This is a genomic window from Ligilactobacillus ubinensis (genome assembly GCF_024160875.1).
Lineage (GTDB): Bacteria > Bacillota > Bacilli > Lactobacillales > Lactobacillaceae > Ligilactobacillus > Ligilactobacillus ubinensis.
On the sequence record NZ_JAIULA010000022.1, the window covers coordinates 23,533 to 48,356 of the forward strand.

The 24,824-nt window shown below is 33.3% G+C and carries 18 protein-coding genes and 1 other annotated feature; of the genes, 8 read left to right on the top strand and 10 right to left on the bottom strand.

Annotated elements, in window-relative coordinates; translation table 11 throughout:
* The first annotated feature begins 31 nt into the window (after positions 1-31).
* A complete protein-coding gene (locus tag LB941_RS09960; RefSeq protein ID WP_253361743.1) occupies positions 32-328 on the top strand; it encodes a hypothetical protein in 297 nt (98 codons plus the stop codon).
* A 63-nt stretch (positions 329-391) separates the two neighbouring features.
* On the opposite strand, the gene LB941_RS09965 is transcribed toward LB941_RS09960, so the two are convergent.
* From LB941_RS09965 to ezrA, 5 genes are all read right to left on the bottom strand, one after another.
* A complete protein-coding gene (locus tag LB941_RS09965; protein WP_253361745.1) occupies positions 392-1,087 on the bottom strand; it encodes a glycerophosphodiester phosphodiesterase family protein in 696 nt (231 codons plus the stop codon).
* Between the two features lie 55 nt (positions 1,088-1,142).
* Complete coding sequence (locus LB941_RS09970; RefSeq protein WP_253361747.1) at positions 1,143-3,797, bottom strand: valine--tRNA ligase; 2,655 nt, start codon at positions 3,795-3,797, stop codon at positions 1,143-1,145.
* Positions 3,798-3,849: 52 nt separating this feature from the next.
* Positions 3,850-4,064 (bottom strand) — a binding site (T-box leader).
* A gap of 38 nt (positions 4,065-4,102) precedes the next feature.
* Positions 4,103-5,320 (bottom strand): tRNA uracil 4-sulfurtransferase ThiI, encoded by a 1,218-nt coding sequence (gene thiI / locus LB941_RS09975; protein ID WP_253361749.1) that lies wholly within the window; start codon positions 5,318-5,320, stop codon positions 4,103-4,105.
* Positions 5,321-5,338: 18 nt separating this feature from the next.
* Positions 5,339-6,487 carry a cysteine desulfurase family protein gene (locus LB941_RS09980; RefSeq protein ID WP_253361752.1) on the bottom strand — a complete coding sequence of 383 codons (1,149 nt, stop codon included), beginning with the start codon at positions 6,485-6,487 and terminating at the stop codon, positions 5,339-5,341.
* Positions 6,488-6,681: 194 nt separating this feature from the next.
* Positions 6,682-8,379 carry a septation ring formation regulator EzrA gene (ezrA, locus tag LB941_RS09985; protein WP_253361754.1) on the bottom strand — a complete coding sequence of 566 codons (1,698 nt, stop codon included), beginning with the start codon at positions 8,377-8,379 and terminating at the stop codon, positions 6,682-6,684.
* A gap of 162 nt (positions 8,380-8,541) precedes the next feature.
* Here ezrA and msrC point away from each other — a divergent pair, with 162 nt between their 5' ends.
* Together msrC and rpsD are read left to right on the top strand one after the other, a co-directional pair.
* On the top strand, positions 8,542-9,015 hold the full coding sequence (gene msrC, locus LB941_RS09990; RefSeq protein WP_253361757.1) for a free L-methionine (R)-S-oxide reductase MsrC: 474 nt from the start codon (positions 8,542-8,544) through the stop codon (positions 9,013-9,015).
* 197 nt (positions 9,016-9,212) lie between these two features.
* Entirely contained in the window at positions 9,213-9,821 is a 609-nt protein-coding gene (gene rpsD, locus LB941_RS09995) for a 30S ribosomal protein S4 (RefSeq protein ID WP_253361759.1), read from the top strand.
* A gap of 159 nt (positions 9,822-9,980) precedes the next feature.
* On the opposite strand, the gene LB941_RS10000 is transcribed toward rpsD, so the two are convergent.
* Positions 9,981-12,059: a hypothetical protein gene (locus LB941_RS10000; protein ID WP_253361761.1), complete on the bottom strand. Its 2,079-nt coding sequence runs from the start codon at positions 12,057-12,059 to the stop codon at positions 9,981-9,983.
* Between the two features lie 112 nt (positions 12,060-12,171).
* Between LB941_RS10000 and LB941_RS10005 the strand changes: the two genes are divergently transcribed.
* On the top strand, positions 12,172-13,449 hold the full coding sequence (locus LB941_RS10005) for a replication-associated recombination protein A (protein WP_253361784.1): 1,278 nt from the start codon (positions 12,172-12,174) through the stop codon (positions 13,447-13,449).
* 880 nt (positions 13,450-14,329) lie between these two features.
* A complete protein-coding gene (locus LB941_RS10010; protein ID WP_253361763.1) occupies positions 14,330-14,839 on the top strand; it encodes a universal stress protein in 510 nt (169 codons plus the stop codon).
* Between the two features lie 185 nt (positions 14,840-15,024).
* On the opposite strand, the gene LB941_RS10015 is transcribed toward LB941_RS10010, so the two are convergent.
* From LB941_RS10015 to LB941_RS10025, 3 genes are all read right to left on the bottom strand, one after another.
* Complete coding sequence (locus LB941_RS10015) at positions 15,025-15,564, bottom strand: DNA-3-methyladenine glycosylase I (RefSeq protein ID WP_253361765.1); 540 nt, start codon at positions 15,562-15,564, stop codon at positions 15,025-15,027.
* A gap of 22 nt (positions 15,565-15,586) precedes the next feature.
* On the bottom strand, positions 15,587-17,221 hold the full coding sequence (locus tag LB941_RS10020) for a glycerophosphodiester phosphodiesterase (RefSeq protein ID WP_253361767.1): 1,635 nt from the start codon (positions 17,219-17,221) through the stop codon (positions 15,587-15,589).
* A 343-nt stretch (positions 17,222-17,564) separates the two neighbouring features.
* A complete protein-coding gene (locus LB941_RS10025) occupies positions 17,565-18,701 on the bottom strand; it encodes a D-alanine--D-alanine ligase family protein (RefSeq protein ID WP_253361770.1) in 1,137 nt (378 codons plus the stop codon).
* A gap of 296 nt (positions 18,702-18,997) precedes the next feature.
* Here LB941_RS10025 and LB941_RS10030 point away from each other — a divergent pair, with 296 nt between their 5' ends.
* The 3 genes from LB941_RS10030 to LB941_RS10040 are packed head-to-tail and all read left to right on the top strand — an operon-like array spanning position 18,998 to position 23,609.
* Entirely contained in the window at positions 18,998-20,518 is a 1,521-nt protein-coding gene (locus LB941_RS10030) for an exopolyphosphatase (RefSeq protein ID WP_253361772.1), read from the top strand.
* Positions 20,518-22,674: an RNA degradosome polyphosphate kinase gene (locus LB941_RS10035; RefSeq protein ID WP_253361774.1), complete on the top strand. Its 2,157-nt coding sequence runs from the start codon at positions 20,518-20,520 to the stop codon at positions 22,672-22,674. Before LB941_RS10030 ends, LB941_RS10035 begins: the two co-directional genes overlap by 1 nt.
* Positions 22,674-23,609: a Ppx/GppA family phosphatase gene (locus tag LB941_RS10040; RefSeq protein WP_253361776.1), complete on the top strand. Its 936-nt coding sequence runs from the start codon at positions 22,674-22,676 to the stop codon at positions 23,607-23,609. The genes LB941_RS10035 and LB941_RS10040 overlap by 1 nt, the downstream gene beginning before the upstream one ends.
* Before the next feature lie 212 nt (positions 23,610-23,821).
* Here LB941_RS10040 and LB941_RS10045 read toward each other — a convergent pair whose 3' ends face one another.
* Complete coding sequence (locus LB941_RS10045; RefSeq protein WP_253361778.1) at positions 23,822-24,667, bottom strand: phosphotransferase; 846 nt, start codon at positions 24,665-24,667, stop codon at positions 23,822-23,824.
* Between the last annotated feature and the right edge of the window lie 157 nt (positions 24,668-24,824).

Here is a 24,824-nt window from a genome sequence, read left to right on the forward strand (position 1 = left end):
TGAAGTTAAAATATACGTGGAGGTAATAGTTATGGATAAAAAACAATTTGAACAAGAGATGTATACTGAAGCATACAAAATTGCTCGTTATTTAAAGGATACCAAGCAGGATCTCATTTTTTTCAAAACCATTCAACAACGCGGAAAAGATATCTTTAAGAGCACAGCCGCCTTGGGACTTACTATTACAGGATTAAGTATTGAACTAAATCTGCGCTTAGTTAAGTTAGTAATAAAATATGGTATAAACATTATTGATATAGTAATCGACATCTTAGAAGGAAAAGCCACTGGGATAAAATTAACAGTAGAAAGTAATAAAAAATAAATACCACAAATCGTCGATAATGCCGATTTGCGGTATTTATTTTTATCTAGAATACTATCTAGACTAACTATTATCCATGCTATGTTTTAATTGCATCATTTGTTCAAATCTATTAGTAAAAATACCAGCAACATGTTTAGATAATAAAAAACGAGCTGTTTTTTCATCATCAATTGTCCAAATACGTTGAACTATATTCTCATCTAGGTAGTGCTTAGGATGTAGTCCAGCTAATTTTTCTTCCGCAATAAAAGTAATTGGATCTTTCACTTTTGACTCTGTTAACCAACAGTATTGTTCAGCCGGTAAAATCTTCTGACAATTCTTTAATGTTTGTAAGTTAAATGACGAATATATTACTGGATTTAATAAGGCAAATTTGTTAACCATTGTTAAAACCGTTCTCTCGATATTTGGATACGCTATTTTATCTGTTTTGAATTCTAAGTTAACAACCAAATCTCGTCCAACTAACAGCTCTAAAAGTTCTGTTAATTTTGGAATTTTTTCTCCATTGGCTAATCTAAAATTACTCAATTCTTCAAAACTCATTTGCTTGATTAAACCAGTTCCATTAGTTGTTCGATCAATTTTTTCATCGTGCATTATCACTGGAATGCCATCTTTTGTTAAATGAACATCAAATTCAACTCCATCAATTCCATGTTCACAAGCATACTTAAAGCCAGCTAATGAATTTTCCGGAAATTTTGCTGGATAACCTCGATGACCAAAAATCAATGTTTTTTCTTGTTCCATATTGCGCCTCAATATTCAAAGTATTTATTATCCTAATAGCCTAAACAATTAAAATTTAAATTTCCTTTTGCAAAGCCAATATCCGCTTGTTTGTTGCATCTTTTTTAGCTTTATAATCTGCTAATTTTGTTTTCTCAGCTGCTACAACCTCGCTAGGTGCATTGGCTACAAAACGTTCATTAGATAATTTCTTTTCCGCTCTTGTCACTTCACCAACAAGCTTTTGTTCTTCTTTTTTCAAGCGATTAATTTCTTCTTTAAGATCAATCAAATCGCCTAATGGAATATAGACTTCAGCACCAGTAATTACAGATGTCATTGCTAAAGCAGGAGCTTCAACATCAGCACTAATTCTTAATTCTTTTGGATGACAAAAACGTTCAAGATAGTCTTTATTAGACTCTAGCATTGATTTTACCTTTTCATCTTGTGTTTTAATCAAGATATCAATTGCACTAGACATTGGTGCATTAACCTCAGCTCGCGTATTCCGTACTGCCTTAATCAATTCGATAAGAATACTCATTTGTGTATCTGCATTTTCATCGATTAATTCGTCCTTAGCAACTGGATAATTGGCAGTAACAAGTGATGTTCCCTCATGCGGCATAGAAAGCCAAATTTCTTCAGTTACAAATGGCATAATTGGATGCAATAATCGTAATGTTTGATCTAAGACATAGCACAGTATATTTTGTGTGTTTTTCTTTAAGCCTTCATTATCACCATAAAGATTATTCTTAGCCATCTCAATATACCAATCACATAAATCATTCCAAATAAAGTTATACAATGCTCTATCTGCTTCACCAAATTCAAAACTATCAAAAAATTTAGTTACATCACAAACCGTGCTGTTTAATCTATTCAAAATCCATTTATCAGCTAATTGCCAGTCTTCTTTGGGTGGCAAAACAGGCTTTGTATCGTCGGAAAGATTCATAATAACAAAACGACTTGCATTCCAAATCTTATTAATAAAGTTCCAAGATGCATCCATCTTTGTATATGAAAAACGAATATCTTGACCAGGTGTTGAACCATTTGTCAAGAACCACCGTAATGCATCAGTTCCATACTTATCAATGACATCCATTGGATCAATTCCATTACCTAAAGACTTGCTCATCTTTCTACCTTGCTCATCTCGAATCAATCCATGAATCAAAACATGTTTAAATGGACGTCGCTTCGTGAATTCAAGTGCTTGGAAAATCATCCGCGAAACCCAGAAAAAGATAATATCATAGCCTGTTACTAAGGTATCAGTTGGGAAGTAGCGCTTAAAATCAGGCGCCTCGGTATCAGGCCAACCCATTGTTGAAAATGGCCAAAGAGCACTTGAAAACCATGTATCTAAAACATCCTTATCTTGCTCCCAATTTTCAATATCAGCTGGAGCCTCTTCACCAACATATATTTCACCTGATTTTTTATTATACCAAGCAGGAATTTGATGTCCCCACCATAATTGCCGTGAAATAACCCAGTCATGAATGTTTTCCATCCATTGTGTAAAGGTATTTTCAAAGCGTGATGGCACAAAATCTACTCTATCAGCATTTTTTTGATTAGCTAAAGCTGCTTGCGCCAATGGTTTCATCTTAACAAACCACTGGGTTGACAAACGTGCTTCTACTTGAACACCTGTTCTTTCAGAGTGACCAACGCTATGAACTATTGGATCAATTTTTAGCATATATCCTTGGTCTTCAAGATCTTTAACAATTGCTTTACGAGCGTCAAAACGATCCATTCCCTCGTATTTACCTGCATTAGCATTCATGGTGGCATCTTCATTCATCGTATTAATACGTTCTAAATTATGACGATTACCTACCTCAAAGTCATTAGGATCATGTGCTGGTGTAATCTTAACCATCCCAGTTCCAAATTCAGGATCTACATATTGGTCAGCAATTATCTTGATATGACGTCCCTGCAATGGTAAGACTAAAGTTTTACCAACAATATCTTTATAACGTTCATCATCAGGATGAGCAGCAACGGCTACGTCGCCCATCATAGTTTCAGGACGTGTCGTTGCTATTTCAATATAATTTTTGCCGTTAAATGTCGTGTCATCTAAAAATGGATATTTAACATGATAAAATGCACCTTTATCATCTTCGTGAATAACTTCGATATCTGATAATGCTGTTCTAGCTTTTGGATCCCAGTTAATTATATATTCTCCACGATAAATTAATCCTTTTTTATATAAAGAAACAAATACTTTTCGAACAGCTTTAGATAAACCTTCATCTAAGGTAAATCGTTCACGATCATAATCAAGTGATAATCCTAGTTTAGCCCATTGATTATGAATAATATCGGCATATTCACCTTTCCATTCCCAAACCTTATCGACGAATTTTTCGCGTCCCAAATCATAACGTGAAATTCCATCTTCAGCTAAACGAGCCTCTACTTTTGCTTGGGTAGCAATACCTGCGTGATCCATTCCAGGCAACCATAGTGTATCAAATCCTTGCATTCTCTTTTGTCGAATAATTAAATCTTGTAATGTTGTGTCCCATGCATGTCCAAGATGGAGTTTGCCTGTGACATTTGGCGGTGGAATTACAATTGAATAAGGTTTTGCTTTCTTATCACCACTTGGTTTAAATAAACCTGCATCAACCCATTTTTGATATCTGCCTGGTTCAACTTTACTTGGATCATATTTTGTTGGTATTTCTTTTGCCATATTCATCTTCCTTTCTTACTTTAAACAAGCATAAAAAAACACCATCATCCATAAATAGGACGACAGTGCCGTGGTACCACCTAAATTGGGTTATTAAACCCCACTTGTTTTCTTGTTAACGAATTTTTGCATCCGGTCATTTCTACTTTTTAAATCAAAATGACAGCTCCCAAGCTACAAGAAAAACATATGGTCAAATTCTCTCAGCTGCTGAATTATTCTCTGTAACACATAATTTGTTTTTCCACTCTTGTTCATTGCTTATACGTGTATTTTAGCGTTGAAATTAAATAACGTCAAGACAATTATAATAATTGTGCAAATGATTCTTCTTGTTCATTCATAAATTCATCGCCAATTTTAATTTCAGTAATTTTAACACCATCTAAAGACCGTTGCATAAGTCCATTTACATCTAACCGTTTTTCATATTCACGGGCTCTGTCAATACGCGGCTTTGTTTTTGGTGCTGGTGGTGCAAAAATAGTACAGCAGTCCTCAAATGGCATTATTGATAGGTCAAACGTATCAATCTCCTGTGCAATTTTAATAATTTCATTTTTGTCCATTGAAACAACCGGACGGATAACTGGCATTGTTGTTACATCATTAATTGCAGCCATACTTTCTAATGTTTGCGAAGCAACCTGACCTAATGCTTCACCATTAAAAATTGCAAGTCCTTTACGTTTCTGGGCTAATGCTTCTGTTAAACGTAACATAAAACGCCTTTGTACAGTCATTAAATAACCGGAGGGCACATCATGTTTAACTGTTTCTTGAATTTCTGTAAACGGAACTTCAATGAATCGGATACTGCCAACATATGGTGTTAATTTGGCGGTTAACTCTTTAGCTTTATTCAAGGCTTGTTCACTTGTATATGGTGGACTAAAGAAATGCACCATCTCAATGTCCACACCGCGTTTCATTGCTAAATATCCAGCAACCGGTGAATCTATGCCACCAGAAAGCATTAACATTCCTTTGCCAGCTGTGCCAACTGGAAGACCACCAGCTCCATTTATGGTTTCGTATGACAAGAAAATTCCATTTAAACGGACTTCTACTCGTAAAATAAAATCAGGATTCTTCATCTTAACTTTAATTCCGGGAATATTATCTAATATATATCCGCCAATCATATCATTCAGTTCATTAGTATCATAAATAAATTGGTGATCTGATCTGCGTGTATTAACTTTAAAGGTAACGCCTGCGTGAAATTTTTCTTGTAGCATTTCAACAGCAACTTTTTCCACTTCTTTTACATCGCGTTCAACTTTAATTGAAGGTGAAAAATTTTGAATTCCGAAAACTTGACCTAAACGTTGCATTACTTTTCTGGAATCTTCACCATTTAGTTGAATATGCATCCTATCTCGATGTGCTTTAGTTACTAATTCAGGAAAATCATGTAAACTTTGCCGTACATTAGTTGCAAGTCTATCAATAAAGCTACGTTTATTTTTTCCTTTTGTAGAAAGTTCGCCATAACGAACCATTATTTCAGTATATTTCATTGAACAATCCTTTCATTCCTATGAATTAATTTTTTCAAACTGCTTATATAAAATATCAAAAACTCGATTAAATTCAGTTGCTTCTGCCAATGTATTATGTTCATCTAAACTAACACGAATTGCTGAAGTAGCAATCTTTTCAGGTATCTTCATTGCACTTAGCGTCCCTGAAACTGTTCCTTTTTTTGAAGAACATGCACTAGTCGTTGAAATATATATATCATATTTCTCAAAGGCATGTACAATAGTTTCGCCCCGTACACCATCAATTGTAAAACATAGAATATGTGGTGCAAAATTATCATTTAATTGTGAAAACATTGTCACTTTAGAAAAGCTTGTCACATGTTGATAAATTGCTTGTCTAACAGCTTGCTGCTTAGCTACTTTTTCACCTTCATTGGTTAATAACAAGCGTAATGCCTTACTCATAGCTGCAATAGCAGGTAAGTTTTCGGTCCCACTTCGCTGGTTTGTTTCTTGTCCGCCACCAGCTATAAGAGGTGCTAATTTTCGTCCTTGACGTTTATAAATAAACCCTGTTCCGCGTGGGGCATGAAACTTATGTCCTGAAAAAGTAATAAAATCAACACGTGAATTCATTATTAATTCTTGAATACCTTTTCCAATACCTTGTACGGCATCAACATGAAAATGAATCTTAGGTCTTTCCTGTAATAATTCTGCAATTTCATTTAGCGGTTGAATTGCCCCTACTTCATTATTAACTGCCATCACCGAAACTAATATTGTATCCTTGCGTAAAGCATCCTTAACATCCTGAACGCTTACTTGCCCATTCTTATCAACTGGTAAGTATGTTACTTCAAAACCAAGTTTTTCTAATTGTGCCATTGTATTTAAAACCGCTGGATGTTCAATACTTGTCGTTATCAGATGTTTTCCAAACTGCTGTTTTTCAAATGCAGTTCCTTTAATCACCATATTATCGCCTTCACTACCGCAACTTGTAAAAACAATTTCATTTGGCTGACAGTTGAGCAATGTCGCAATTTGTTTACGTGATTGTTCCAACAAGTTATAAGCACTCTCTCCCATTTTATGCAAAGAGGAGGGATTTCCCCATACTTGTTGACTTACTTTTGTGTATGTTTCTAATACTTCTGGCGCTATCTTAGTAGTTGCACTATTATCAAAATAAATCATGTTCACCCTTCTTAATCCTTACTTATAGTTAACAAATATTTTACTAGAAAATTTTAAAAAAACAAGCAACTATCTCACTATTCTGAACTTTGTCTGGCCTAACAATAAAACAAGAAGGTCAGATGCTTACACCCTTTCCTTCTTACCAAGTTATGCTTTTACCGCTATATTAAATTTTTAGATTTAACTCTTTATTATCTCTTCTGTGCTTTGTATCGATCTGCTATTCTTTGGTATGCCCCAGGTTCAACTGTATCAACAGCCTGTGCAATTGCATCGAGTGCGCCTACATAATCATAATCATGTTCAAACAACTGCTTTGCATCCTGATATGCTTGTAATACCTCAGGATACCGATTTCGATAACGATTTGAATATTGCAACATTTCTTCCGTCAACCTTGAACTATCAATTATTTCAGTTGTTCTTTCTTCTAATGAATCTAAATCAGACTGAATATCAATCATATTTTTGGTAATTTCATCTATATCTATTTTTACATGGTTTAAATCTGCATATAATGCATCAATTTCATCACTTACACGGTAGTAATAATCTAGGTATTCTTTGCTTAACCCAGGTAAGTTTAATTTTTCAATTTCACGTCGATATTGCAAAATATCAACTCCAAATTGATTCACAGCTGTCCATGCCTGCTTTTCTTCTTTCCAAAGTCCTGAAACACTGTCATTTATCCGCTTTTGTTCTTTTTCGATCTCAGTTAACTCATTCAATGCATTTTGAATCTTTTCCCAAATTTGCGAATATATAGCACCTTCTTCGCTAACATGTGCAGTGTAATCCGTATACTCTTTTCTTAGCTTTTTTAAATTTGCTGCTAAAGCTAACGTATCATCATTTTCATTATGATTTAAAACATAGTTTTGTTCTAAGCGATCTAATTCCAAAACTAATTCATGTTGCTGCTTTTCTGCATGCTTAAGAAAATCATTCCAATAGTCAACTTTTTTTTCAACTCGGTTTCGTGCTGTGTATTCACTCTCAAATAATGTATATACTTCATCAATGGCTACTACTATCTCAGAATCCACACTCTTAGCACTCGGTAAATCAAGTATTTTTATATTTTCTAAGTTGGTATCACATAAAGCGTCAATATTAGCAAGTAAATCGTGAACATTCTTCGTAAATTTATATTTTTGACTCTCTAAACGTTCTAAAGCATCTTCTAATTCTTCAATCTGCTTTGGAAAAACATTATGTAAGTTTTTATATAAAGGCGGTATATCCTGAAGCGCCACTTGTATTGTTTTAACATTTTTCTTCAAAGAAATAAGTATTTTGGCCGCTTTTACATAATCGCCACTCTCTGCAATATTATTGTATTCTTTAAAACTCTTTTCTAAATCCGCAAAATCATTTTCCAAACGATCAATTGCCGGTCCATACGAAAAATTCTTAGCTAACAATTTTTTTCGGATATCTTGGTATTCATTACGTAAATTATTTACATTTTTCTGATGTTCTCTAGTTCTTAAACGAATTGCCTTAATTCCGGCATTAATATCGTCAGCTTTTTTTAATACTAATTCAGCATCTAATTCTAGATTTTTTAAGTCTTGGTGGACAGCAAAAAAATTAAATCTCTGATTAGCTTCTTTAATTTCTTTAGTTTGTTCTACTAATGTAGGTAGGTTTTTATTGACTAAAAAGCGATATTCTTTATCAATTTTGTCAAAATCCGTTAAACTTTCACCTGTTAAATTCAACTTGCTAATTGCAGCTAATTCAGCTTCTTGTGAATTATTCTCCAATTCTGCAGTCAATTCTTCTATGGTGTTAATACGTGAGTTATTTGCGCGTTGAAGATAGACCACACCCAAATAAAACACAATCGCAACAATAACGATTCCAACCAAAACTGCTACCATTTAAATCCCATCCTTTATCCCAAATCGAAAATAAAATCAATTTGACCTCATTTGCATACACTTAAATAATTGCATAATTACTCAATCAAGCATAAAATATATCTATTCTTGATTATACCATTATATTGTATATTAAAAAAGAATTAATCCGGAGGAACTCATATGGAACTATCACTTGTCGCTCAACAATTAGACGCACTATTGGAAAACGAAACAAATGTAATTGCTAATTTAGCAAATGCAGCAGCACTATTAAACTCTACATTAGCTGATATTAATTGGGTTGGGTTTTATTTATACACTGAAAAAACTGATTCTTTAATTCTTGGGCCTTTTCAAGGTAATGTTGCCTGTATGCATATTGCTAATGGATCTGGTGTATGTGGAACAGCACTTAAAACTCAAAATATTCAACGGATTGCTAATGTTCATGAATTTGCTGGTCATATTGCGTGTGACTCAGCAAGTAATTCAGAATTAGTCGTTCCGCTAACACTTTCTTCTGGAAAAAAGCTAGGTGTACTCGATATAGATTCACCCATACTTAATCGCTTTAAAGCTTCAGATGAAGCCTTAATTAAAGAATTTGTACAAGTTTTACTGCAACATCTACCCTCAACTATAAATTTACCTTGACAATTACATGTAAAACTGCTATGCTTGCGTTTGTGTAAAATAACGCAGCAGTGAGTGGTAAGCTCGTCAACATTTTATTGCCATAAGGTCCGATAAGTACCCCTTCGGCTGCAAGGGTGAACACGCAAAATAAAATGCACGAATACTAAACTCATACAGCTTATTTTACTCCAACAAAAATATTGGAGGAATTTTTAATGTCACGTTATACAGGTCCTAGTTGGAAAATTTCACGTCGTTTAGGCGTTTCTCTTTCTGGCACAGGTAAAGAATTAGCTCGTCGTCCATACGCACCAGGTCAACATGGTCAAAATAATCGTCGTAAATTATCAGAATATGGTATGCAATTACGCGAGAAACAAAAGCTACGTATGACTTATGGTGTTTCAGAACGTCAATTTGCTAACTTATTCAAAAAAGCTGGTAAAGTTCGCGAAGGTAAGCATGGTGATAACTTCATGATTCTCTTGGAACGTCGTCTTGACAATGTTGTTTACCGTTTAGGTTTAGCAACTACTCGTCGTCAAGCTCGTCAATTAGTTAACCATGGTCATATTACAATTGATGGCAAACGTGTTGATATTCCATCATATGAAGTAAAACCAGGTGAAGTTATTTCATTACGTGAACGTTCTAAGAATTTAACAATCGTTAAAGAAGCTTTAGAATCAGTTGTTGGTCGCGCTCCATTTGTTTCATTTGATGAAAACAAAATGGAAGGTTCTCTTGTTCGTTTACCAGAACGTGATGAATTAGATGCAAACATTGATGAAGCTCTTGTTGTTGAATACTATAACAAACTTTAATAATCTGCATTAAAGTCCCAGCATCGAAGCTATTATGTTTCGATGCTTTTTTATTTTCCAAAATAAAAAATCCGATAGCTATCAAACAATATTACTTAAAATCATACTTCTAAGTCTTGTTTTAAGTAACCTGTTCTCTTAATCAGATTTTTTAGAAAACTATTCAATTAACGTTTGTAACACCATGCTGCCAATATCTTGTTTTGGTTGCATCAGCACATTTTCATGCAATTCAAAATCTGCATTTGAGTGAGCGTTTAAAAAGACTAACCTATCAGAATGCTCAGCTGTGTATGGTTGATATAAGTTTGGAATTATTATATCGATTGCACCTTCGCCCATTTTTAAGCCTACTGCCATTTTAGCTAACTCTTCCAAATATGATTCATCAACTTCGTTTATACTTTCAACTGTTTGACATCCTGTCTTTTCTGTAGCATCGTAGCGTAATAATACTTGTGTACCACGAGGGATTATCCTTTCTAATCCAATGCCTCTTTTTTTAAGCAAATTAATTTCTGTTTTTTGTAACCTTATTTTCCTTGTTAGAGACACCCTATTATTATAATTTTCGATTAATTTCTGTACTGAGTTTCTTCCATCACCTACAATATTAACCGGAATTCTCTCAATAAGACTGATTACTTTTCCCTTAACTATTAATGCACGGTAAACAGCTCCTGAGACAACTTGCTCAATTAACACTCGCTTAGTATCCTTTAACACATTAGCAACTGCGCGTTTTAATTCAGATTCAGTTGGTGGTAACCGAAAAACTTGTGTCTGCGTACTGTATGTTGCTGTGGCACTTTTCACAACAACTGCACGTTTCTCTAGTTGTGAGTATAACCCATCTAATTCTTGCAAGGATCTGACGCACCACCCTTTGGCCGTTCGATATCCAATACTTGCTATTAATTGCTTTGCACTTTGCTTATCACTCCAGATTTCTTGCATCAAAGCACTATTGTGTGGTGTCTGCAGGCCATGTGCTAGTAAAACATCACCTATTTTTACAATCCCTTTTTCTTCTATAATTACTTGAAAATCTATGCCCCTTAAAATAGCAGCTTCAAGAATGCTTTGCGAATTGTAATCCAAATGTCCAAGTTTTATTAAATTGAAATTTCTTTTCTGTAACATCGCATCCGTTAATGTTGCAGCATTTCCTTGATTCCGCAAGACTTTAGCAGCCGGCGTTTCTTCAGGAGAATTTAACCGTTTATTCAGAGCATTATATACTTCTTGCCAATTTGGATAAGAATATTTTTTAGCAAAATTGTTTATTTCTTCAAGAAACTTGCGTAAATTAGTATATTGCTCTGTTTTAGCAAAAGGATTTTCTGTCGCAATTTTTTGATTTAATTCTCTTCTTTCATTCAATACATTTTGCAAATCAACGTTTTGTATTCCTGGAGTCATCAAAAAATAACCTACAACAACATTAATAAAAGTCAACATTACATTATCAATCCGTAACTCACTATTAGGGTTGAAATCACATCCTCTAATTTCTAAACATTCAATTGCCTGTTTTCTTTCTTTTCTAGAAAAGTTCTGTGTTTTTATCACAATATTATCTAACGTTGAATTGGGAGATTGACTATCCAAATAAGCATCTAGATTCGTATACATTAACGCTTTTACTTCTTTTAATTGAACCGGATTCAAATAGTTAGCTACGCTTCGTTGTGGAGAACTACTATTTTCTTTTTGACCATTCAACCAGTTAAATGGCGTTGCACCAAAAAAATATGTAAATACATATCTATTAGCAATTAATTGTTGCGCGATTTTTAAATAAACTTGATTTCTAAAATCAACATAGTCTATTCCAGCTTTTTTAAAAGTTATCTCATACATTTCTTTAAATAATAACTCTGGAAGCATAACACGAATCTTTGCTCCTAATGTTTCTTGTGAGTTTTTAAATAATCCCATACTAAATGGCCAAAGTAGTTTGTTTGAATCTAGTCTTTTAATAAAAATATTTTCTTGTAACTTAAGTTCTTCCTTAACTCCAATTAAATCTTGGACTTCTCTCGTACACATTATCAAGTTGTTTTTATTTTGTTTTAAATATTTACAATCATTTTTAAAAATTGAAAGTGGTTCAATCACTTGTTGCCCATTTGAGTTGCATATTTCAACACATTGCTCAATTTGCCAAGCAAAATGCTGTAATGAATCTGTTAAATAGCTATTTTCTATTTGTCTGCCAATCTCGTCAAATTCCACTTTTCTCACCCTTCATATCTTTTTCTATATTATAACAGACACTTACTGAAGAGACCAAAATGAAAAAGGATTTGTGTTAAAATAAATATATAATTTAGATGAAAGGAAAAATATAATGAAACCTTTAGCCTACCGTATGCGTCCTAAAAAGATTGAAGATATTGTTGGTCAACAACATCTGATTGGTCCAGGAAAAATTATTAGACGAATGGTTGATGCACGCTTGCTTTCTTCAATGATCCTATACGGACCTCCAGGAACAGGAAAAACTAGTATAGCAAGTGCCATTGCTGGTTCTACTCAGTATGCATTTCGTTCATTAAATGCTGCAACTGATTCAAAAAAAGATTTAGAGGTTGTAGTCGAAGAAGCTAAAATGAGTGGCACCGTGATTTTATTACTTGATGAAATTCATCGTCTGACAAAACCTAAACAAGATTTCCTTTTACCTCATTTAGAAAGTGGTAAAATCATTCTCATTGGCGCAACAACTGAAAATCCATACATCTCAATTAACCCAGCAATCCGAAGTCGTACTCAAATTTTTGAAGTTAAACCCTTAACAGAAGAAAATGTAAAGCAAGCTATTCTAAGAGCACTAAAAGATACAGAAAACGGCTTAGGTTCTTTACCTATTACACTGACAGATGATGCGCTCCTTCATCTAACTCGTGTCACTCATGGAGACTTACGTAGTGCTCTAAATGGACTAGAATTAGCTGCCAAATCGACCCCACCATCTACTAATGGTGAAATACTTCTTACTCTTAAGATTATAGAAGAATGCGTCCAACGTAAGGCACTTGTTCATGATAAAAACGGCGATGCTCATTATGATGTTATTTCTGCTTTTCAAAAATCAATTCGTGGTTCTGATGCTAACGCTGCACTTCATTATATGGCGCGTTTAATTGAAGCTGGTGATTTGCCTAGTATAAATCGACGCTTACTAACTATTGCATATGAAGATATTGGACTGGCTAACCCCCAAGCAGCTGCTCGTACTGTTTCGGCTGTTACAGCAGCTGAAAAAATTGGATTACCTGAAGCAAGAATACCGCTTGCCGTAGCTGTAATTGATTTGTGTCTTTCATCTAAATCAAATTCTGCTATTGTTGCAATTGACTCTGCCATCACAGATATTCAAAAAGGTGATTATGGTGAGATTCCCAACTACCTTCGAGATGCTCATTATAAGGGTGCTGCTGACCTAAACCGTGGTGTTGGTTATAAATATCCGCATGACTATGCTCATGACTGGGTTAAACAACAATATTTGCCTAACAAAATAAAAAATGCTCACTATTACCAACCAAAGGAAAATGGGCGTTATGAAAAAGAACTCAAAGAACGTTATTTAGGCTTAAAAAACGCTCAAATTCCTCATTAAGTTAGCGCTGCCATTAACATTTGAAATACACAAATTCCTATGGTATCATGTAGGTAGAAAATCTGCTGTGTACGCGTTATCCTTTAACGTAAGGTTGACCGAACAATTTTAATCTAAATACTCGGATTTTGCTGTTGTAGCTGTTATACCATCTCACTTGGGAAACAAAAACTCAGCTAGGAGTATATTCCTGCTATCTGCGGGTACAACTACCGGGATGATTAACGACACAAGCGGAAATTCACAAAGTTAAGTCTTTGCAAAAGTCTGGGATAAAAAATCCCGGGCTTTTTTGTAGTCACCTATTTGGTTAACAAAATACAGCCGATTACGCTTAACGTCATAATCTAAATTTTATGATACCAATACTTTACATTTGACCGCTCTTATTTTATTTTGCATTTCAAATCATTAATGTAGTATCATAAATACGTAATATCTAGAAAGGAACCTAAGTTAACTTAGGTTAGTGTATTAACTTGAAATTATTACCATTTATCTTAATTATCAGTTTAAGTTTAATTATTATTTTCATGGGTATCTATCTCTGGAATCACCGTAAGAAACCTTTTTTTATTTATCATCCCGAGTCTACTCCTACTCTTTCAAAGGTAGTCGCTTTTTGCGGAATAAGTCTTATCATATTAGGGCTATTAACTCTTATCTTCAGCTTGTTAAATATGATTTTACTTGCCGTTATCTTTATGATAATTGATGCTTTCTTTGTTTCTGCACTCTCATTTCTAATGGTCATTTATTCTAACTGGAAATGATATTTCCGAAAATCATATTTCTGCTTTACTTTTAATCATCTTGATACTTTTAATTTTTCTAAAAATGAAGTAAAATAAGAGTGTGGAATAAAGAAAGGGTGATTCTTATGTTACAAAGATACAAAAACATTCTTGTCCCAATTGATGGTTCGTATGAAGCTGAATTGGCTTTTAAGAAAGCTATTGATGTTGCAAAGCGTAATGGGGATGATACCGCAATTCACTTAGTTCACGTTGTTGACACAAGAGCATTTCAAAACATTTCAAGTTTTGACACCGCAATGGTTGAACAAGTTACTGAAACAGCTAAAGATACTTTAAACGGTTATATTACTGAAGCTAAAAAAAATGGAATCAATAATATCGATTCTTCTGTTGAATATGGTGCACCTAAAGTTGTAATCGCAAAGGATCTCCCCAAAGAAAAAAGTATTGATTTGATTATGATTGGTGCAACTGGTCTTAATGCTGTTGAACGTTTATTAATTGGTTCTGTAACTGAATATGTGACACGGATTGCAGAATGTGATGTCTTAGTTGTTAGAACTGACTTAGATAACAAACCTGCATTAAGTAAAAAACAACGTAAACATGAAAATAAAGATTCACAATTATAGAATTCTGTAAGTGAGTCCGGAACTTTTGAGGTATCCCCCCAAAAGTTCCGGACTCATTTTATCTCTGCATGTTTTGTAAGAAACCGTGTATCCAAAAACACCTAGTTGTTTTTAGACAATCTAAGCAAAAAATTTTTGATACAAAACCTTTTAGCATTTTATATCAAAACTAATCTTAAACTATTTTATTTACATGGACATCCTATAATATGATCATTTACTAACCCTGTTGCTTGCATAAAAGAGTACATAATAGTCGGTCCTACAAATTTAAACCCCAATTTTTTAAAATCACGTGCCATTTGTCGGGATAATTTAGTTTGAGCTGGAACCTGCTCAATTGACTCCCACTGATTTAAGATAGGTGTTTCATCAACATATTTCCAAAGCAATTTCTTTAAACTAATATCCTTTTGATTTAATATTCGCGCATTATTAATAATCGCCTCAATCTTTTGGCGATTACGAATAATACCACTATTATGCACTAATTCCTCAATTTTTTTCTCATCAAAAGAAGCAATTTTTTCAATTTTAAAATCATAAAATGCTATTCTAAAAGCATCACGCTTTCTTAATACTGTTTGCCAACTTAATCCTGCTTGCATTAACTCTAAACTTAGTAATTCAAATATTTCGCGCTCGTCATATACAGGTTTTCCCCATTCATTATCATGATATAATTCTAATTCCTTACTTGCATAACACCAGTTGCACTTGTTCATATAAGTCCCCTCATTTCAAAAATTAATAAATTTCTTTTAATAATACTAGTAACCGAACTTCAATTAATTTATACTTATTCTTTTGCAAGACTCGCAATTGTTGTTTCACTTTTTGTGCTTGATCTGTAATTATTCCATCAACATTCAATACAATTGTAAGCTGTGCTCTGGTTGCATCATCAACTGTCCAAACATAGACCTCTTTGTTTTTTGCATGAGCTTTTTGTACAAATGAACTATTCAATGTAATTGCCTCAATTGAGTAAAAATTTGTTATAGTATTTGGAACACCCAAAACATTAAATGGCATAATATAACCTAGTTTAAGTCCTGGAACAAAGTGATGAAGTTTAACCAAAGTTTGATAATCCATCGAATGGACGGCAGATTTATTTTCCAATAAGGCCTTACCAAATCTTCGAGCAAATAATTCAGCCATATTTTTTGAATCAAATGGCGTAACTTTCAATTCGACTATTAAATGCTGATTAACCTGCTTAGCTTTAGCAAAATAATTTTTAAAACTAGTCACTTTCCCTAAGTTTCCATTTTCTCTTTCTTTTAATCCAACTAAATCAGCTAAAGTGTTCTGCTGTACTTGCATATTTTTACCAGTTAAATGCTTTAGGTTATCATCATGGCTTACTATAAATCTACCATCTTTAGTTTCTTGAATATCCATTTCAACATAGTTGGGTGCAACTTTCTTTTTTGTTTTAACCAAAGCTGTCACAGAATTTTGTAACCCATTATTGTTATCTACTCCCCTGTGCGCAATTATTTGAATATTCTTTTTCAATGGGGTATTTATAAAAACAAAGTTCTGATAACAAACAACACAAGTTGCCCCTATTAACAAGATACTTCCAATAACAGTCCATTTACTAGACCGAACAGACTTGTAAGGGAAACTATATTTAAAGCTTACATCTAAAGAAGGTTGTAACCAACACCAAAACAACCAACATATTACCATAAACCACAAATACCACGCTACTGTAGCAAGTAAACTTGCTACTAAACTAGCACTATGTATACTAATAACCATATCAATAAGTTGTTGTGCTTTAAATAACAAGAAAATAATAATAACTTGTACAAATACACTAATCAATCCCGTTTTAAATATTGTTTTGACTATTGTCCACTTAGAGCAACAGTTTGCTGCTTGTCTAAACGGATGTTTTGCTTGCATTACAATTAATGGCCCTGCACCTATGTAAAGTAACGCTACATAAAACAAAATAAAATAGATTATGATACATATCACAATAAAAATACGGCGATTAACTAAAATAGTATTTATCAATGTCATCGGCAAAGTCAGCGTTGTTGCTATATTTAACGTCCAGCTAATCCCAACGAAAGGAAATAGTAAGATTGAGATCCAAAAATTATAGATAACCAGGCTAACATATTGCCGTAAATTTGGATACAAATAATAATTAATCTTTTTTTGAGAATGCATTATCTCAATAATTTGTATTCCCGTAAAGCTTAAAAAAGGTAACAAAGCAACTATCATAATACCTGTCCAATTAGAATTTCTAATTTGCATAGTAATTAGCCATAATAAACTAATCTCACATAGAAAAATCCCCTTTAATTGCACTTTATTATTACATAACCAGTATAGCTGCTGTTTCAATTTTTTCATTTGTCATTGCCCTTTCTGAAACACTCAAAAACATTATAGCATATACGAATCATAACCTAATCGTAACTCTGCACTTAACTTTAAATACATAGCAAACTATAATGTTTTCTAAATAACAAACTAGCCTCAAAAATTAGCTTTTTCGATTAGCCTTTTGAAAAACAGTTCATAGACCAATTAGATAGTGTTACATCACCCAGATAATCTAGAGTGTCGAGATTGTTCTTTTACCGAGCTAAACGTAACTGGTTATTTCTGAGCACTCATTTTAGCATTCCATATCTAAATATACAAAAAAAGTCCCAGACATTTGTCTCGGACTCACTATAATACTATCTAATTTCTACTTTGAAATTAAACCTTTACCAACTTTTTCTTTACCTAATTCAACAAAATCATAATGTAATTTGCCATTGTCCGCAAATTCAGCAATAGCATACTGGATTAATTGATCAATTAATTCTTCATAACTAATATCTGACAACGACCATAATTGTGGATACAAAGAGATATTAGTAAAGCCTGGTAAATTGTTAACTTCTCCAAAATAAGGCACATCATTTTCATCAACTAAGAAATCCATTCGAGCCAATCCACGATTATCGAGAATGCGAAATGCATCAATTGACATTTGTTGAATTTCCTTAGTTAGTTTTTCAGGTAAATTAACGGGCAACTGGAACACAACACCTGAAGCATCAACAAATTTGTTGTTATAATCATAAAAGTCATCTTCTTCAGGAATATTAATTGCACCTAGTTGCGAAGCTTTTGGAGCGCGATTGCCTAAAACAGAACATTCTACTTCACGCGGATTCTTAATTGCTTCTTCCACCATAACCTTAAAGTCATAATGAAAGCCATCTTGAATTGCTTTATCATATTCTTCTTTATTACGTACCTTATAGATACCAACTGAAGATCCTTGGCGTGCTGGTTTAACAAATAAAGTTGCACCTAAATCTGCACTTACCTTTTCATACGAGTAGCTATCTTTGTTTTCAGGTGTAACTACTACATAACGTGTATTTCTAATTCCGTGCAGTGTTAGCAATTGCTTAGTCAAGTCCTTGTCAAATGAAACAGCAGATGATGCTACCCCACTTCCAATCCAAGGTTTATTCAAAAGACGGAAAAGACCTTGAACGGTCCCATCTTCACCCATGTTACCATGAATAACGGGATAAAATAGATCAATATCTTTAACTTCCGAAAGACTTTGAATATTAGCCAATGGGTTTGAAAAATCAACATCTTTTGTCGCCTCAGCAACAATTTGATCTTCATCTTCACCTTCAAAAATTCTCATAGACATTTGATTTCCTAGCAAGAAACCTTGCTTGGTGAACATAAAGACTGACACATCATATTTGTTTTTGTCCAAAGCATCATAAATATTATGAGCCGAACGTTTTGAAACATCATGTTCAGATGAATTACCTCCAAATAATAATGCAATATGCAATTTCTTATCTACCATCTATATATCCATCCTATTCTAATTTGATTTTCTATATTATACGGTCAGTTCTATTATACGATAAGTTATTGTTTAAAGCACGCAAAATATTAATTATTTTGTATGCTCAGCTATCAGATTGATAATATCATGTATTACATGAATTGTCAGTCACTATTAGTGTACTTTAAGAATTTTTCAATTACCATTTTATATTTTCAAATAAATATTATTCTATGGATTTCTCTTTAAAAAAAGTTAAAAACTTGCTATGATTATTATTGTAGTAGGCATTAATATAAAGAAGGTGCTTTTTAATGGCTAGTAAATTTTTTGGAGTAATTTATATAACCCCGCTTAAAATGGAACTTAGTATTGTTAATTTAAAAGAACTATCTGTTCTTGAAAGAATAAGCTCTGCCCCTTTTATCTATCAAGATGATAGTGAGCATAAAATATACCAAGAAGAACTTCAAAAAATCATCGCAACACTTGGTGATTTTAATATAACACTTAAAGAATATGGTGTTACTAACTACGCAGTTTGGGGTAATAAACAACTAATTGATGATGTTTCAGCTAGATACCTGACTGATCAAATATATGTTAGAACTGGAATAAAAATTAATTGGTTAAACACCAATCAAATTACTTATTATAAAGCAATTGCTGTCATGACATTAGTAAATAATTTTGATAAACTCAGCAACCATCCAACATATCTTTTAAATCTCGGTTCTGCCACTATTACCTTATCAAAATTTGAGCATCAACAATTTGTTACATCTTGGGACATTGACTTAAGTTACCAAGACATGGAAAAAATGGTTGCTAGTTTGCGGAAAACCGTTATTAGTCCAGTTGAGGTTTTAAGTGACTATATCGGCAGTAAACTAGAAACCATTCGAATCGCATTAAAAGCTACAACAACACAGGTAAATCTGATTATCCAAGGTTCCCGAGCCCTTAATGCTAAGTTTCTCTTTAAGGAGGATGATTGTATCGAATTAGAAAAGAACAAATTTTCTAAAATATATTCTGATGCACTATCCGCTCCTGATCAATATCTTTTTAAATACTTTATTCAAGATGACAATGCGATTGACCGAATTATCCCTGACTTATTGGTTATAAATAAAATTATTCAATATACACAAGCAAACAAACTGTATTTAACGAATCTTGCCGTTAGCACTGGTCTTGCTTTAGAAGAAGCTTTCAAAGGCACCCAAAAAAATGAGGTCTATACTAAATTAATTTTAACATCAGCTGAAAATATCGCGCAAAGATATCAAATCAGCTCTTATCATCATAAAGTTGTTTCAAGTTTAGCCCTCCATCTTTTTGATCAATTAAAAAGATTGCATAGATTAAATAAACGTCATCGTCTCCTCTTGCAAATAGCTAGTACTGTTGACGATATTGGCAATTTTATTAATCAACATGGACACTACCGTCATTCTGCGTATATTTTAGAATCTAATAAAATTATTGGACTTTCTGATATCGAAAATCAGATTATTGCAGAAATTTCTCGCTATCATAGCGCTGAAAGTCCCGAGGTCAATCAGCATCACTATCGTCATCTTGATGCTGATATTCAAATGCCGGTTGCAAAATTAGCTGCTATCTTACGTTTAGCAGATGCATTAGATGATTCGCGCGAACAAAAGATTACTAAAATATCAGTTTCATTGCAAGAAGAACAGGTTGTTATTACTGCTATTTCTAACCAGAATCTAGCATTAGAAAAATGGGCTTTTAGTCATAAACTATCCTTGTTTAAGGAAGTTTATGGTATAACACCTGTTTTAAAACAAAGGAGGTCGACTAAATAATGTCAAAAAAATATGGAAAAGCAAATTATTTTGTAAATCGTGAATTAAGTTGGCTTGATTTTAATGGTCGCGTCCTTGAAGAAGCACGTGATCCTGAAAACCCTTTACTTGAGCGTGCTAACTTTTTAGGTATAACTCAAAGCAACGTTGATGAATTCTTTATGGTTCGAATTGCTTCATTATATAAATTGCATTCCGCGGGTGTGACCTCAACTGACATTTCTGGAATGACTCCTAAAGAACAAATAGATGCTGTTAATGAAAAAGAGCAAGAGATGGTGGCTAAACGATATACAACATATAACCGTTCCCTTTTGCCACAATTAGAAAAAAACAATATTAACATCTTACAACCAGAAAATTTAAATACTCAACAATATGAATTTATTCGTCGCTATTTTAATGATGAGTTATATCCTGTTTTAACTCCAATGGCAGATGACTCATCACGGCCATTTCCATTTATTTCAAACGAGTCATTGAATATTGCCGTTCGTTTACAGAAAAACAAAGACAAGGAGCATGTTTTTGCAACAGTTCGTGTTCCTGACGTTTTTGCGCGTCTGGTTAAACTTCCAACCACTCCAAATGACTTTATTTTACTAGAAGATATTATTAAAGAGTTCATTTCGCAATTGTTCACGGGATACGAAGTCAAAAATAGTGCTACCTATAGGGTAATTCGGGACATGGATTTAGATGTTGCTGAAGAAGATACTTCTAACTTATTAAGAGCTGTTCAAAAGCAACTAAAAGAGCGCGAACATGGTGGTGCTGTTCGACTTGAGATTGAAAGTACTATGCATAAAAGTTTGCGTAATCGTTTATTAAATAATTTCAATATTAACGAAAAAGCAACATATACGATTAATGGCCCGATTGACTTAACATTTCTTAAGAAGCTGCCTAAATTAGTTATCAATCACGATGATTTAAAATATCCTACTTTTAAAAGTTATGCGAATCCTTTGTTAAGTAGCAACCATGACATTTTTCAAGCAATCAGACAGCATGATTATTTATTACAACATCCCTATGATTCATTTAGTTCTGTAATAAACTTTATTCGTCAAGCTGCTAATGATTCAAATGTCCTTGCTATAAAAATGACGCTTTATCGAGTTTCAGGAAATTCACCTATTATAAAATATTTAGGGCTTGCAGCACAACGTGGCAAACAAGTTACCGTTCTAGTTGAAGTCAAAGCACGCTTTGATGAAGAAAATAACGTCCGTTGGGCAAAAAAATTAGAACAGATGGGTTGCCATGTAATTTATGGTTTAGTTGGTTTGAAAACACATTCAAAAATTGCCTTAATCATTCGTCGAGACGCAGATGGTATCAGACGTTATCTTCATCTCGGTACAGGTAATTACAACGATATTACTGCGAATTTCTATACTGATATGGGCTTGTTAACTTGTGATCGCGATATGGGAATTGATGCTACTAATCTCTTTAATATGCTCTCAGGCTACTCGCAACCTCCTTATTTCCATAAATTACATCTTTCTCCCCAACATATTCGCAACTTCATTAATGAAAAAATAGACGCTGAAATACTAGCTGCTAAACAAGGTCGACCAGCTGAAATAAGAATGAAAATGAATTCATTATCGGATGGGAAAATTATTGAAAAACTGTATGAAGCTTCTGCTGTAGGTGTCAAAGTTAAACTTATAATTCGTGGCATCTGTTGTTTGAGAAACAACATTCCAAATATTAGTACTAATATTGAAGTTCATTCGATTGTAGGACGTTTTCTTGAACATAGCCGGATATATTATTTCTATAATGACGGTAATGAAGATGTCTATCTATCAAGCGCAGACATGATGAGTCGCAATTTGAATCGTCGCGTTGAGATTCTTTTCCCCATCCTTCAAAATGATATTAGATTGAGAACCATTGATATTTTTAATACGATGTGGCAAGATAACACTAAAACCCGGGTTCTTAATGGAACGCAGTTTAAAAAACTAAACCGCCGTGGGTTACAGTCACTAAATGCACAAGAATACTTTATTGAAGAAGCCAAAAAAATGAACAAAAAGCTATTGGCAAAAAATGAAGATAATACCAAAAGGTCAACTACTTTTCAACCGATGACAAAACGACCAAATGATCTATTATCTATGAAAGAAGAAGATAACTAGTGTTTAATTATGTTGTGATTGATTTAGGATCAAATTCCGTTCGTTTACGTATCACCAATGTTGATGATGATCAAAATTTGAACTGCACACATCAAGTTAAAGAGTATGTTCGACTCTCAGAAAATATGGGGGAAGAAAAAACACTTAAAGAAGAACCAATAAAGCGTACTTTAACTGCCTTAAAAAAATTCAAACAAATATATAGCACCCTTCCAAATATAAAAATCAATGCACTAGCAACCGCTGCAGTCAGACAAGCTGTCAATCAAAAAGAATTTCTTAAACGTGTAAAAAAAGAAATTGGTCTTGATTTTGAGGTGATTTCTGGCGAAAGAGAAGCTTACCTTGATTTTCTTGGAGTTACTAATACCCTTAACATTTCTGAGTGCTTAATTATGGATACAGGCGGTGCTAGTACTGAGCTTATCCTAGTAAAAAATAAACAAGTTCAAAACTTAATTAGTTTACCATTTGGTTCAGTAACATTGTCATCACAATTTCACCTTCACGATAAAATAACAGCTGGTTCACTTTTTTCAGCCATGTCCTATGCTGAACAAGAAATTACAAATATCGATTGGTTAACTATGGCACATAAAATTCCGCTCGTAGGTCTAGGTGGTAGTAATCGAACCCTTGCTAAAATTACACGTCGAGCTGAGAACCAAGGTCAATCAACTTTACCAAATTTACATGGTTACCGTTTAAATCATGAAGATGCTTTTGACATTATGAGTAAATTAGTTGATTTATCACGTACAGAACGTGAAAAAATCCCAGGTTTAGCTAAATCAAGATCCGATGTTGTTGTTGGTGGTTTAATTCCTATTATGTTAATATTACGCTCATTGCATATAGATGAAATTATCTTTTCTAATCATGGATTACGTGAAGGAAGTCTGTATGATTATCTGCAAAAAAATACTAAGATTTAATAAACATTAGCTATAGAAAAAGTAGGTTATAAACTGATTTCCAAAATCTAACTTTTGGAATCAATTCATAAATTAACCTACTTTTTTTTCGTGTATTGACTGAAGATACTACTTTTAATACCCATCTTTACACCTATTAAATGGAAAAACTATTGTCTTTTAGTTACTTTCAACTATATTCCTTCTATTCTGACAAATAGACACTTATTTTACTAGATATTTAAAACTGAGTCTCCTAATTCAATTGTTTCTAGCATCCTGTGTGCCATATCCCCAAATTTTTCTTCATGATGTGACATATGAAATTCACATATTTCAAGCGCAATTAGGAATAATAAACATCTCTGTAACTCAAATTGTGGTACCTCGAATTCACGGTTAGCTCTATATCCTTTGATAAAAGCTTGCCGTAATTCGATGTTATGAATTTCATTATAGAAAATTTTGATAAAATCTTCATATGCGACTCCAATATGGGCCCTTTCAAAATCAATTAAAATTTCTTTGTTCTGATAATGTTTTATATTCCGCAAACTGTAATCACCATGTAAAACTACTTTTGGTAATAGTTCATAGTCCTGATCTGCATTAGCTAAGTCTTGCGTTAAAAGCGCATAAATCTTATTTATATCATCTTTATAAGGTGAGTCTTGTAATATTTCTACATATCTCTTAATCTGCAAAGAAAGTTTTTGCGGGTTTTCATAAACACGAACATTTCCTGTAACTTGTTCATGAAAATCCGCTAGCAAGCGCCCATATTTTTTTGCTCTTTTTAAAGTTACTTCATTTTCATTACTATCAATATCTTTTAGCGTACGATCTTTTAAAACCACAATATAATTATTTTCAAAAATAACACTATCTAGATAGATTTCTGGACAATAAACCTGATTAACGTGTTGTTCGGCATAAAACATTTCTTCATTTTTAAAAATTTTCACGAATAGATTACACTTATGCAGTTCGCTATAACCAACTAAATGCTGATTACCTGCAATATCATGAATATTATGTAGTTTTGCCTGATAATACCCATCTAAAAAATCTAATAACATACCAGTTAACCCCTATTCTAATCTTGTTACTTAAATTGTACATTGTTTTCTTATCATAAAGCAAGTTTTTAATGTTGAAAGATAGTGTCAACTTTGTGTGGGTAAATTTTTAGAGAGCCTGTTTCGCTGCTTTTTGTAATTGCGATCTTTATTTTTA

Bases quoted from the DNA above. Each gene is read 5' to 3' on its own strand.
- LB941_RS09960 (WP_253361743.1), top strand. From the start codon at position 32: ATGGATAAAAAACAATTTGAACAAGAGATGTATACTGAAGCATACAAA.
- LB941_RS09965 (WP_253361745.1), bottom strand. From the start codon at position 1,087: ATGGAACAAGAAAAAACATTGATTTTTGGTCATCGAGGTTATCCAGCA.
- LB941_RS09970 (WP_253361747.1), bottom strand. From the start codon at position 3,797: ATGGCAAAAGAAATACCAACAAAATATGATCCAAGTAAAGTTGAACCA.
- thiI (WP_253361749.1), bottom strand. From the start codon at position 5,320: ATGAAATATACTGAAATAATGGTTCGTTATGGCGAACTTTCTACAAAA.
- LB941_RS09980 (WP_253361752.1), bottom strand. From the start codon at position 6,487: ATGATTTATTTTGATAATAGTGCAACTACTAAGATAGCGCCAGAAGTA.
- ezrA (WP_253361754.1), bottom strand. From the start codon at position 8,379: ATGGTAGCAGTTTTGGTTGGAATCGTTATTGTTGCGATTGTGTTTTAT.
- msrC (WP_253361757.1), top strand. From the start codon at position 8,542: ATGGAACTATCACTTGTCGCTCAACAATTAGACGCACTATTGGAAAAC.
- rpsD (WP_253361759.1), top strand. From the start codon at position 9,213: ATGTCACGTTATACAGGTCCTAGTTGGAAAATTTCACGTCGTTTAGGC.
- LB941_RS10010 (WP_253361763.1), top strand. From the start codon at position 14,330: ATGTTACAAAGATACAAAAACATTCTTGTCCCAATTGATGGTTCGTAT.
- LB941_RS10015 (WP_253361765.1), bottom strand. From the start codon at position 15,564: ATGAACAAGTGCAACTGGTGTTATGCAAGTAAGGAATTAGAATTATAT.
- LB941_RS10020 (WP_253361767.1), bottom strand. From the start codon at position 17,221: ATGAAAAAATTGAAACAGCAGCTATACTGGTTATGTAATAATAAAGTG.
- LB941_RS10025 (WP_253361770.1), bottom strand. From the start codon at position 18,701: ATGGTAGATAAGAAATTGCATATTGCATTATTATTTGGAGGTAATTCA.
- LB941_RS10030 (WP_253361772.1), top strand. From the start codon at position 18,998: ATGGCTAGTAAATTTTTTGGAGTAATTTATATAACCCCGCTTAAAATG.
- LB941_RS10035 (WP_253361774.1), top strand. From the start codon at position 20,518: ATGTCAAAAAAATATGGAAAAGCAAATTATTTTGTAAATCGTGAATTA.
- LB941_RS10045 (WP_253361778.1), bottom strand. From the start codon at position 24,667: ATGTTATTAGATTTTTTAGATGGGTATTATCAGGCAAAACTACATAAT.